The following is a 12495-nucleotide window of genomic DNA, read 5'->3' on the forward strand; positions in this document are numbered from 1 at the left end:
CTGGATATCCCGCAGAGTTGAAAGCTTCAGTTCCCTCAAATTCACTATAGAGACCAACACTCTCCTCCACAACCATTTCCCATAACAAAAAGCCGGCTTTTCAGCCGACTTTTCTTTCATTGTTTATTAAGCGTCTTTGAACGTAACACCTTTAACTTCAACATCGATATGACCATTTTGGACCGCTCTTGAGTACGGGCAAATTTCATGTGCTTTATCCGCTAATGGTTGAACCTCTTCTGGCTCTAACCCTTCAATTCCAACTTCGATGGTAACACCTAGTTTGAAGTCTGGTCCTTCTCCCTTAAGCAAGTCAACTTCATGACGGACAACTGACTTCTCTTTCACATCAGCTTCCTTCAACACCACTTGTAGGGCACCATTGAAGCAAGCAGAATAGCCCAATGCGAACAATTCTTCTGGATTGGTTGCATCTTTTTGTTTACTATCTGGCGCAGCAATATTGACTTCGAAGTCTTTCCCTTCGATGTAACTACGTCCTTCGCGTCCACTTTCGTTCACACCAACTGTTGAGAAAATCTTTTCGTAATTTGACATCAGTATCACTCCTAATGAAATTGTTGGGATAATATTTATCGGCAGGATCCCACCACCTGCATCAAACTTGACTCTACTGTAAGTATATGACATCCCACTTGACAATGCAAGTAGAACGATTTCATATTGAGAAATTTACTTCGTTGCTCAATATGCCTTGTTGATAGCGGTACTTTTTACAACTAATAAACGCAATCAGTTCCCTAGTTACCACAAGAAGCTACTGTGAAGTAGCTTCTTATGGTAAGATTTAGTTCATTATGCGTCAACGGTTTGGATCCAGCCTGCTGGTGCTTCTTTATCTCCAAACTGAATACCGACTAATTCATCATATAATTTTTTCGTAATCGGACCGACTTCCTCTTCAGAATAGAAGACGTGTAATTCGCCTTTATATTGTAATCCTCCAACAGGTGCAATCACGGCAGCTGTTCCCATTGCGCCTGCTTCCTTGAATCGATCAAGCTCATCAATATACACATCGCCTTCGATCACTTCCATATCGAAGCGGTGTTCCGCCAGATACAACAAGCTCTTCTTCGTAATACTTGGCAAAATCGATGGTGATTTTGGTGTCACGAATTGATCATCATGTGTAATACCGAAAAAGTTCGCTGCTCCAACTTCTTCAATCTTCGTATGTGTCTTCGGATCCAAGTACACCGCATCCGCGAATCCAGCTTTTTTCGCCGCTACTCCGGGCTGTAAGCTCGCTCCATAGTTTCCACCAAATTTGGCTGCTCCAGTTCCATTTGGTGCAGCCCGGTCATATTCAGTCACTAAGAAGTTCGATGGCTTCAGACCCCCTTCAAAATAAGAGCCCACTGGTAGGACAAAGATCCCAAAAATATACTCATCAGCTGGCTTCACCCCAATATTCGGGCCAACACCGACCATATACGGACGAATATAGAGTGTGCCGCCACTCTCATAGGGTGGGACCCAATCCGCATTCGCACGAACAACTTCCTTCACTGCCTCAACAAAGCGCTCTTCCGGAAAGGCTGGCATCAGAATGCGTTCGCAACTCTCCTTCATCCGTGCCGCATTCATATCAGGTCGGAACAATTGAATGTTCCCCTCTTTTGTTCGATAAGCCTTCATTCCTTCGAAGACATGTTGGCCATAATGTAGCACCGTTGACCCTTCATGAATCTCAATCGTACTCTTCTCTGTCAACTGCCCATCATCCCACGCACCATCCTTATAATGCGACAAGTAACTATAATCCGTATCAATATAATCAAACCCTAAACTATTCCAATCAATTGTCTCTGGTCTTAACTGCTTGCTCATCTCGAAACCTCCTAAAAAAGTTTGTCCTTTTTATCCATTATACCGCAAAACCTTTTTTGAAATCATTTTCACTAACTGTTCAATTTTTATTATACAAGACCTCTCCGAAGAATACTAAATTTTTCGTTCAAAAAATGAGTACTGCACAGTCAATTTCTAAACTGTTCAGTACTCATTTTCATTTTTTATTTAAACGGTTCGCGATCATTATAACTTAGACCAAGGAATGGACGCTTATCTTGACCATATATCTTATGCATTCCAATACGGTCAACATAGACAATTACAGCGTTCATAATGAGAATAGACAACCCAACCCCTTCTGGAGAAAATCCTTGGGTTCGGAAGAGACCTGTCAGAATTCCAGCCCCAATCGGCATGACCCACTTAGACAAGCGTCATTCCACTTGTTGGATAATCTGTAATCATAAAGCTAGCTGCAAAGAAGAGCGATCCACTAAAAATATGATACAACATATATTCCACATTGAAACCGCCATAGATGAACATAAAGATAGCGACCGTACCGATGTAGAGCAGGGGGACTTTCCACGATAAGATTCGGCGATAAATTAAGTAAGCAAGTGCAATACTAATAACCAGTACGCTTGTTTCCCCGAAGGCCCCTCCCCAGCCGCCTTGATTTCCAATGAATAGATCCCATAGCGGTGGGGCTTGCGAGAAGTCTCCGCCATTACGAAATTCAAAAATAAGTGGCGTTACACGGCTAATTGTATCCACATCAACAGATTGCACCGCTGAGGCCGAACTTGCTGAGGTAATGTAATCTAATTCTACACCAGCTTTTCCTAACCAGTTCGCGAAGTGTTGATTCACGAACCACGGGAACAGCAAGTAAGCCACTCGTCCAGCCACAGCCGGGTTCAAGCGGTTACGACCGAGACCGCCTGGAATTAATTTCACTAACATAGCTATAATAACAACTAAGACGGTACTCCACCAAGTTGCTCCATTCGGCATACTTAACCCGACCAACATCCCGGTAATAATCGCCGATAAGTCATTCAAGGTAAAGCGATGGCGAACCACTTTTTCATAAATTCCTTCGACAATGAGCGCTGTCAGAACAGCAACCCCCGTATGAAGAAGGGCCGCCCATCCAAAAATAATCGTCCCTGCCGCCAAAGGAAGCATTAGCGCAATAATGACCTGCATCATCTTCCACTGCGAGCTCCACGGTTCAAAAATATGTGGTGACTCATCAGTCACTAAATCATAGTCGGCTAAGCGTGTACGTGTTTGACTCATGCTTGGGCCTCCATTTCTTTAATGGCTTGCTTGGACTTGCGAATATTCTCTAATAATGGAATATTCGAGGGACAGATGAAGGAACAGTTTCCACATTCGATACAATCCATCGCTCCTAATTCTTTGGCCGCTTCAATATCGCCTCGTTCGAAGGCATTACTAATCAGAATTGGCTGTAAGCTCACTGGACAAACATTCAAGCACTCCGCACAACGAATACAATCCATCCGCTCATCTGAGTTCACTTCTTCTGCTGTCATGAAAGTTACATGTGTTGTTCCCTTACTAATCGGAATGCTTCCATCTTTAATCGCTTGTCCCATCATCGGTCCACCATTGATAACTTTTCGTGGCGGTTCCTGGAAGCCTCCACACTGATCAATCAAGTCATCAATCTGAGTTCCGATACGGACGAGCAAATTCTTTGGCTCTGCGATTGGCGTTCCTGTAATAGTCGTTACCCGCTCGACTAATGGTTTCCCCAGACGAACAGCATGATAGATCGCACGATAAGTTCCCACATTAGAGACAACACAACCGACATCTGACGGTAATCCTCCACTTGGCACTTGTCGGCCGGTACAATTCTCAATCAGTTGCTTCTCCGACCCTTGTGGATATTGTGCAGTAAGTACCTTTATCTCAATCTTTTCCACATCTTTAGTCTTTTCTCTTAAGACTTCCGCAGCTTCCATCATATCATCTTCTAAGCCAAAATAAATCTTCTCCACATCGAAGACTTCATCGATAATCCGCACGCCTTCGATGACTTCATCCGCATATTCGATTAAAGTCCGCAAATCAGAAGTCGAATAAGGTTCACACTCCGCCCCATTAATAATTAAGGTATCAATTTCGACACCATCTTCTGGTGACATTTTCACATCAGTCGGGAACTGAGCCCCACCCATACCGGCAATTCCCGCACGACGAATTAATTCAGGGATTAATGCTCCTTTAACCGTCTTACCTGCTTCGGGATAAGCTGGTTCTTCTGTATACTGCTCGTCATTCTTCACAATCACACATTCAATCTTACGGCCATTTAAGTCGCGCTCTTCAATCGAGATTACTTCACCCGAGACGGATGCATGAACATTAGCGGAGATAACCCCTTGTGCTTCACCGACTATTGTACCGACCTTTACATAATCACCAACTTTTACAGTCGGTTTTGCCGGGGCACCGATATGCATCGCCATAGGGAACACCAGAATTCCTGGAACTTCGGCCGTTTCGATTGCCTTGTTCTCAGTTCGCTCGCGATGTGTCTCTGGGAAAGTTGCTTTATGCACTTGTTTTAACGTAATCACCCGATGACTCATAGATGTCTTCCTCTCCTATTATTTATATCCATTACCAATTATTCGGCTAATTCCTATAGATAACTTCCTAGTCTTCATTAATTTCATTATAAATTATATTTATATGATACCGAACATCCCTTGAAATGTAAAGGAAAACACGAATTTCTTGCACTGTCGTTTGTTAGACTTCCTCATTCCCATCGCTTATTAAATAAGTATTATTAAAGCGAGACCGCTATTTTTTCCTGTTTTACATTGTTTACTGATTTGCTTATTCATTAAGCATGTTCTCCGTTCTTTTGCTTTTTTCGCTTGCGCAATTCGCGGAAAAAATCTTTTAATAAGCGTTGGCTTTCTTCAGCTAAGAGCCCACTATAAACAGTAGCGGTATGGTTAAAGCGGTCATCTTCTAACACATTCAACAAACTGCCCGCCGCGCCCCCTTTTGGGTCATGAGCTCCGAAGTAAACCGTACGCATGCGTGACCAAATAATCGCTCCGCCACACATCACACACGGCTCCACCGTCACGTACAGATCGCACTCCTCCAGTCGCCAATTCGCCAACTGTTCATTCGCTTCTTGAATCGCCACCATCTCCGCATGCATCGTGGCATTACGGGTTGACTCACGTAGGTTATGCCCTCGCCCAATAATCTCCCCATCTCTAACCACCACCGCCCCGATCGGCACTTCATCCAGCTCACGCGCCTTCTCAGCCTCTTTCAGCGCCTCTCGCATAAATAATTCGTGCTGTATCCCTTCCATACAATCTTCCTTTCATAAATATTTCCCATTGATTGTCCTAGATGCCCTATTAATGATACAATAAACATACGATAGAAAGTGAGAGGTGTTGTCCTTGACGAACGAATTATTACACCAACTATTCCCGACTGCCCATATATCCCCTGTTCCTGAACCATCTGTGGCAAATTATGCTGTTCCCTATAATGATCAGTGGCTCCATATTCCTAAAGCCGACCTAACTTCACGTGAACAAGCCTTACTAATGCAGTTAATAGACAATGATACAACCGCTGCTGCTAATACATCTCCGTGGCTAGACTTTTTACAACAAGCAGATCAGCCCATTCCCACCACACATACAGCAGTTCGGATGATCCAACTTCATCTCGACTTTCGCGGTGAAACCTTAGACCAAGCATATTGGCAACAATCTATTCAGAACTTATTCAATGGCGTGCTTGACGTGTTCTATTATACAGCCAATCACTGCCTCTTTATCCAATCCAATACCTCATCAGATTTTCATCCAACTGAGTGGCGCGGCATCTTACAGACACTCGAAGAAGATTATTCCGTCAAGTTAACTGCCTATATCGGTCGCTTCTGGCCAACCAACAGCAACTTGCGTGACTTGCTACAAGAAGAATTAGCTATCTTCCAATCACAGCGACGCATAGCTTCCAATAATCTCTTAGATCTCTCTAGCATTGGTGTGGCTTATTATACAACCACTAGCCGCCAGCAGAGCAGCATCTTACAAGAATTACAGACTACTCTCACTGACAATCAAGAATGGATCGATGTCATCCAAGCTTTATGGGATAATCAACGGAACTTATCCGAAGCAGCCAAATCTCTCTACATCCACCGCAATACCTTACAATACCGTATGGACAAATTTACCGAAACAACCGGGCTATCGCTCAAGGAGACGAATGACCTCTTCCTTGCTTACTTATTGACGATTTAATAACTCATCCGTCCAGTCACCTATCATATCTCTCATTATCATACAAAAACCCGCACCGATTATCCACTGAAGGAGTCGTTGCGGGTTAAATAATTAAGTCACTTATCTTAAGTGGCTATCGCTTATTTGAGTAATTTTTTAGTGATATATTTTTTCGCATCACTAACTGAATCAGACACGCTGTCACCGAAGTTATCTGCTTTATCTAGCACAGCTAATAAATTATTCACTTCTTTATCCCCAAGCTTATCAACAGCTTTTAAGATCGTCTTATTGCCGTTAAAATTACTGCGAACAAGGTGTTTTGCACGTTGACGGTTCACAAGAGCTTCCGCTTTTTCGCGTGCTTCTTCTGAGCTAGCGAAGAACGCAAAAACTCCTAAACCAACGGCTAATGCTGCTCCAATTCCAACTAAAATACCTGTTGTATCTTTCTGATCGAACATATGAATTCCTCCTCCATGATTTAGCCCCATTGTATCACATCCAGCGCCAAAATTATACTGTTTCGGCTATTTTTTCTTCAGAAGCGGTTCGTTCACGGACTTTCAGATAAATCTCCCCAGAACGTGCTCCAATTGTGACCTTATCACCCGGAATAACATCTCCTGATAATAAGGCATCACTTAAACGGTCTTCCAGCTCGGTCTGAATAGCACGCTTAAGCGGACGTGCCCCATATTCTGGGTTATAGCCCACCTCACCAATGACATCGATCGCTGTATGGGTAATTTTCAAGTCAATATTCATCTCCGCTAAGCGACCGACAATATCCTCACTCAACAACTCAACAATCTCGCGTAAATGGTCTTGTTCTAATGAATGGAACACAATTGACTCATCGACTCGGTTAATAAACTCCGGACGAAACTCATTCTTCAATTCTTTCAAGACGCGATCTTTCATTGCCTCATAATCGGCCCAACTATCACTCGCTCCGAACCCAACTGTCTTCTCATCGCGCAAGGCTGTCGCTCCCAAGTTAGATGTCATAATAATCACTGTATTCTTAAAGTCAACTAAGCGACCTTTTCCGTCTGTAATCTGCCCATCATCTAAAACTTGAAGCAGTAAGTTGAAGACATCTGGGTGGGCTTTCTCAACCTCATCTAACAGAACGACCGAGTACGGATTTTGACGAATTTTTTCTGTCAGCTGTCCCCCTTCATCATGACCAACATATCCTGGTGGCGAACCGATTAAACGACTCGTATTATGTTTTTCCATGAACTCAGACATATCCACTCGAATTAAATGATCTTCGCTGGAGAACATAGCTTCTGCCAAGGTCTTAGCTAACTCTGTCTTACCCACACCAGTAGGCCCTAAGAACAAGAAGGACCCAATTGGACGATTCGGATCTTTTAACCCACTGCGCGCTCGACGAATCGCTTTAGCCACCGCTTTAACCGCTTCGTCTTGCCCAATCACCCGTTCATGCAACAATGTCTCCAAGTTTAATAACCGCTCGCTCTCTTCTTGTTGCAATTCATTAACAGGAATGCCCGTCCATTGTGAGACTACATCAGCCACATCTTCTGGTGTCACCAATTGCTGCTGACTCCCAGCGGCTTGTTCTTTTTGCAATAATCGTTTTACTTTGCGTTGTTGTTTCATTTCTTGATGACGATATTCAGCGGCTTGTTCGAAATTTTGCTCCTGAATCGCTTGTTCTTTTTGCTGATTCAGCAACTGCAAGCGTTGGCGTTCTTTCCCAATTGAATCGGTTGACTGGCTATTATCAATAATGACCTTCGCTGCCGCTTCATCGATTAAGTCAATCGCTTTATCCGGTAAGAAGCGATCGGTAATATAACGCGAAGACAGCTTCACTGCAGCTGTTAAGGTCTCCTCATCGAAGGTTACATCATGATGTTGCTCATAAGCCGGCTTGATCCCTTCTAAGATCGCAATCGTCTCTTCTGGCGTTGGTTGCTCAATCTTCACTGAAGCAAAGCGACGCTCTAGAGCTGCATCACGTTCGATATGCTTCTGATATTCATCTTGCGTCGTCGCTCCAATGGTCTGTAACTCGCCCCGAGCTAACGCTGGCTTCAGCAAGTTAGACGCATCAACAGCTCCTTCTGCACTTCCGGCACCAATTAAGGTATGCAGCTCATCGATGAATAGAATCACATTCCCATCATGATAAATCTCATTAATAATCTTCTTCATCCGTTCTTCGAATTCACCGCGATACTTCGTGCCAGCCACGAGTGACCCCATATCCAGTGTCATCAAGCGCTTGCCTTGCAAAATCGGCGGTACTTCACCAGACACAATTTGTTGCGCAATCCCCTCTGCGATCGCTGTTTTACCAACACCAGGTTCACCAACTAGAACAGGATTATTCTTCGTCCGTCGACTCAGAATTTGGATAATCCGTCTCACTTCACGCTCACGCCCAATAATCGGATCAAGCTTGCCTTCCTGAGCCTGCTGCGTTAAATCACGAGCCAATGCATCCAAGGTCGGCGTTCCTTTCGGCGGTGCACTTTGGCCAGTTACTTTTTTCACTGATTGCTTCTTCGAACGACGCTGCTTAGGTTCTTCAATCCCGAACTTCTTCAGCACGGCCGCTCGCGCAGTTGGCAAATCAATTCCAATATTCTGCAAAATCTGACTGGCCAGAATATCTTCATTCCGTAACAATCCCAGCAATAAGTGCTCTGTCCCGACCGTCTTTCGCTGCATCTTACGCGCTTCATCTGCCGCGAAGGTAACAATCTCATGGGCACGTGGCGAATATTGTAAAGGCTGCTTAAGCGCGCCTTCTTCCTTCGCCTGAAATGTTGTGAACTGCTCGATCTCATCGCGAATAGACTCCATTGTCACATCAAGCTCACGGAGAACTTTCCCCGCAATCCCACTTGTCTCTTGAATCAATCCTAATAACAAATGTTCGGTTCCAACCGCCTGATGACTGTAATATCGCGCTTCTTTTTCTGCCAGTAACAAAACTTTTTTAGCATTTGGTGTGAATAATTCTTTCACCACATATCATCTCTCTTTCTTGAGCATTCTCTATACGCTAGGCTTCCGATAACGAAGAGCACTAAGCATTGACTTCAGTATGTTCGCTCGAATCAAGTTATCGACCGTTGCCTTGCCTGTATAGAGAGTCTTCTCCATCGCCACTAACATCAACTTCGATTCACGTCTAGACAAGACCTCTTCATCATATAACGTCTGGACAATGGCAAGGCTATCCTTCTCATCAATTCTATCTCCAATCAGATCAATCATTCGATCCAGAATATCCGATTCTTCTAACATCTTCACCTTCATAATGCGAATATAACCACCGCCACCACGCTTACTCTCAACCAAATAGCCCTGTTGAACCGTAAAGCGCGTATTAATCACATAATTAATCTGAGACGGCACACAATCGAACCGACTTGCAATCTCACTGCGCCGAATCTCGACCTGTTCTTGTTCGCTTAAAGCTTGCTTCAAGTATGCCTCAATAATATCTGACATATTCTGATAACCCACTGACATCATCCTCCTTTCATCTCTTCATCATTGACTATATTTGACCTTAACATATTATACCAATTATTCCCCCATATGAAAAGATTCAGCTCCTATCATCACAAAAATATCATTCTTCTATCGTCAATAAAGGTCAAAGTCACCCTGAACAACTCCACCAAACCTAAAAATTATGTACTCAAAAAGGAGAGCTCATGCTCTCCTAAATCTAGCTCAAACTTCCAGCGAAACTTCTTTGAAAAATTCATTCATATTGATACATCTTACACCCAATTGGCCACAAACATCAGGAATCTTAGCACGTTTACTGGGGTTATCTTTATTTAACGAAGGAACTGCTTCTTCTTGCGTTACCACTGTATAATTTTCTTCCTTGGCGATAGCAATTAGCCAGCCATCCGCTATTTTTTCCTCTGCCCAACCACCACTTGAAGTGAGAGCCTTTTCTTGATAAAAACCACACATTCTAACATGATTGAGTACTTCTCCCCAACGAGCAACATATTGAGTACTTTTCAATAACTTACCCTCATAGTGCTCATCTATCCACTGATTAAACCACGGACTTTGAACAGCCTCTGATATCACTTTATCTGGAATAACCACATACTTATTCAGTATATTGGGCAAAACATTCCAAAAACTAGGAAAATACTCTTTTCTATAATATCTGTCATAAAAATTAATATAAATATTGGTATCCAAGAGATACATCTATCTACTCCCTTCCAACAATGCCTGATATCCTTTATAGCCAACTCCAACGGTATTGAACGCTTCAGTATAAGTCATCTTATCTTGCATAACTGCATTATTCACATATTCAAAGAATGTCCGATCAATTCTAAAATTGATATTATGATAGTAGTTACCACCACTAGATCTCTTGTTGGGTCTTGGGTAAGTCTCTTTCAATGCCCTCACGATACGTTGATAGTCATCTTGGGTAATCATATTCAGCTCAAGCAGGCGTCGTGTCATCATCTCACGACTTACTTCCAGTGATCTTGATAAGTTATATATATTATCTATTACACTACTAAAATGATCATAATTCATCAGAATATATTTTTTCGGTGCTAATATTTCCGCTGTTATCTGATTGACAACTTTCTCTATCTTCCCAGATTTTTCCGAATAAGGAACTTCTAACAAATTACTCTCTCCCAATAATAAATGAATAAATTCATGTATCAGTGTAAATAATTGTCCAGTCTTACTATCTTGCTGATTGATAAAGATAATGGGGGCTTTTTTATCAACTAAGACAAATCCTCGAAATTCCTTTAAGTTAAGCGGGCGATGTGTATTGTCCTTAACCTTACCATTAAGAAACGTGAATACGCCTGACTTTGAGAGTTTCTCCCGATACGTATAAAATCTATTCTTAGTGATATCGTTACCTAATATCTGTAATGCCTGACTAATAATGGACGCTTTATCATTTTCAATTGAAAACATACCGACAAAAAACCGCTCATGCTCAACCTCTCCTCTTAGGAATGATTGCTTCTCTTTCATTTCCTTAATTGTATCGCGAAGTTCAGCACTCATCTCTTCAATTTGAGTAGAATCAATCGTTCTAAAATCAGCTACAACATCTTCAGTAGATCCCACAATATCATCCATTAATAACAACCCCACAGGAATATGGAGCTGCTTGGCAACCTGTGACAGTTGATTAAAAGTTGGTAACCTCTTCCCATTTATAAATTCATAAATTTTAGGTACTTTTTCTGCTAAATCTTCTATTGAAATATTTGATGCTTGAATATAATCTGCTAACACTGCCGGGTTGATAGTTATTCGTTGAATCATCATAGTTCACCTCCATATATAGTCATTTCCGCTATCACTCATAGTATACCATATCAATGAAGGAATACTAATTTATGTACTCAAAAAGGAGAGCTCTCGCCCTCCTGATTGATGTTTCAAAAAACTAATGATTCATTATTTTTTGAATTTTATTCTTCATCTTCTTTTTTACGTTTAAGTCCTAAAGCTGAACCTAAACCTGTTGACATTAATCCAACAACTCCAAGTACCCATGCACCTGTTGCTGTATCTGGTAGACGTTCGCCAGATTGAGATGGTACATAATTTGGCAATCCTGCTTTATCTACAGCTGGTGTTTGAGCTTTATCTTGAACTCGTCCTTGACCTTTATCTTCAGCCGGACGAGATGGTTGGGTTTGTCCGTGACCTAGTTTGTCTAAGTCATAAGATGGTTTATCATGAACTAAGCTATCACCATGCGCATGTGTTGGTCCTACAGCTGGTACAGTCACTTTGAATGATGATGAGTCTTTCGATCCATCTGGGTAAGTGGTTTCGACCGTTACTGTTGCTGAGTCACCTGGTTGTGCATCTGCTCCTGGTGTAACAGTCACTGAACCATCTTCACCTACTGTAACTGTCCAGTTACCTTTTCCTTTGTTGTTTGGATCTTCGGTAATTGTAGCTGTTGTTGTAGAACCTGCTGGAATCTTGTCTCCAGTATTTGGAACAGTTACTGGTCCGCCATCTTTGGCATCTGAGTCATTCCATTTTGGTTCTAATGTTTCAGCAGTTGGTTTTGGTGTTACATTAACTGTTACATCAACTGTATCTGTTGAGCCATCTGGGTAAGCTACGATAACTTTCGCTTTCTTCTTACCTGGTGTTGATGTATCAACTGGTCCGTCAAACTCAAACTCAGTTCCTTCTGGAAGTTCATCTTTGTTTGCAATACCGTCTGCCGCATTTGGTTTTCCACCTTCTGGCACTTCAATGTCTTGGCCTTGTGGTTCGAAGATTTCAGATTGTGGTGTATCTCCATCTGTTACATTAACAGTTACGTCTACTG

General features: G+C 42.5%; 13 protein-coding genes. 1 reads left to right on the top strand and 12 read right to left on the bottom strand.

From position 1 onward, the window contains the following. Positions 1-126: 126 nt before the first annotated feature. The 6 genes from HMPREF9703_RS07640 to tadA form a co-directional block, all read right to left on the bottom strand. The gene (locus tag HMPREF9703_RS07640) at positions 127-558 is read right to left on the bottom strand and encodes an Ohr family peroxiredoxin (RefSeq protein WP_004636844.1); all 432 of its coding nucleotides are present in this window, start codon (positions 556-558) and stop codon (positions 127-129) included. A gap of 258 nt (positions 559-816) precedes the next feature. Beyond that, positions 817-1854, bottom strand: coding sequence for a branched-chain amino acid aminotransferase (locus HMPREF9703_RS07645; RefSeq protein ID WP_004636845.1), 1038 nt, complete (start codon positions 1852-1854; stop codon positions 817-819). Positions 1855-2039: 185 nt separating this feature from the next. Further along, the gene (locus HMPREF9703_RS08650; protein WP_050815208.1) at positions 2040-2249 is read right to left on the bottom strand and encodes an RnfABCDGE type electron transport complex subunit D; all 210 of its coding nucleotides are present in this window, start codon (positions 2247-2249) and stop codon (positions 2040-2042) included. Continuing rightward, entirely contained in the window at positions 2242-3123 is an 882-nt protein-coding gene (locus HMPREF9703_RS07650) for an RnfABCDGE type electron transport complex subunit D (protein ID WP_004636846.1), read from the bottom strand. Before HMPREF9703_RS07650 ends, HMPREF9703_RS08650 begins: the two co-directional genes overlap by 8 nt. Then, positions 3120-4448, bottom strand: a complete 1329-nt coding sequence (rsxC, locus tag HMPREF9703_RS07655; protein ID WP_004636847.1) for an electron transport complex subunit RsxC — start codon at positions 4446-4448, stop codon at positions 3120-3122. The genes HMPREF9703_RS07650 and rsxC overlap by 4 nt, the downstream gene beginning before the upstream one ends. A gap of 260 nt (positions 4449-4708) precedes the next feature. Beyond that, entirely contained in the window at positions 4709-5197 is a 489-nt protein-coding gene (tadA, locus tag HMPREF9703_RS07660; protein WP_004636848.1) for a tRNA adenosine(34) deaminase TadA, read from the bottom strand. A gap of 94 nt (positions 5198-5291) precedes the next feature. On the opposite strand from tadA, the gene HMPREF9703_RS07665 reads away from it, so the two are divergent. Continuing rightward, positions 5292-6149: a PucR family transcriptional regulator gene (locus tag HMPREF9703_RS07665; protein WP_004636849.1), complete on the top strand. Its 858-nt coding sequence runs from the start codon at positions 5292-5294 to the stop codon at positions 6147-6149. Positions 6150-6271: 122 nt separating this feature from the next. On the opposite strand, the gene HMPREF9703_RS07670 is transcribed toward HMPREF9703_RS07665, so the two are convergent. From HMPREF9703_RS07670 to HMPREF9703_RS07695, 6 genes are all read right to left on the bottom strand, one after another. Continuing rightward, the gene (locus HMPREF9703_RS07670; protein ID WP_004636850.1) at positions 6272-6595 is read right to left on the bottom strand and encodes a hypothetical protein; all 324 of its coding nucleotides are present in this window, start codon (positions 6593-6595) and stop codon (positions 6272-6274) included. A gap of 52 nt (positions 6596-6647) precedes the next feature. Then, positions 6648-9143, bottom strand: a complete 2496-nt coding sequence (locus HMPREF9703_RS07675; RefSeq protein ID WP_004636851.1) for an ATP-dependent Clp protease ATP-binding subunit — start codon at positions 9141-9143, stop codon at positions 6648-6650. Between the two features lie 30 nt (positions 9144-9173). After that, the gene (locus HMPREF9703_RS07680; protein WP_004636852.1) at positions 9174-9653 is read right to left on the bottom strand and encodes a CtsR family transcriptional regulator; all 480 of its coding nucleotides are present in this window, start codon (positions 9651-9653) and stop codon (positions 9174-9176) included. Between the two features lie 207 nt (positions 9654-9860). Next, on the bottom strand, positions 9861-10361 hold the full coding sequence (locus tag HMPREF9703_RS07685; protein ID WP_004636853.1) for a DUF4411 family protein: 501 nt from the start codon (positions 10359-10361) through the stop codon (positions 9861-9863). Beyond that, positions 10362-11465, bottom strand: coding sequence for an XRE family transcriptional regulator (locus HMPREF9703_RS07690; protein WP_004636854.1), 1104 nt, complete (start codon positions 11463-11465; stop codon positions 10362-10364). 149 nt (positions 11466-11614) lie between these two features. Continuing rightward, positions 11615-12495: Rib/alpha-like domain-containing protein (locus HMPREF9703_RS07695; RefSeq protein WP_004636855.1), on the bottom strand; the 881-nt coding region annotated here is incomplete at its 5' end.

The sequence above is a fragment of the Dolosigranulum pigrum ATCC 51524 genome (genome assembly GCF_000245815.1).
Taxonomy (GTDB): Bacteria; Bacillota; Bacilli; order Lactobacillales; family Carnobacteriaceae_A; genus Dolosigranulum; species Dolosigranulum pigrum.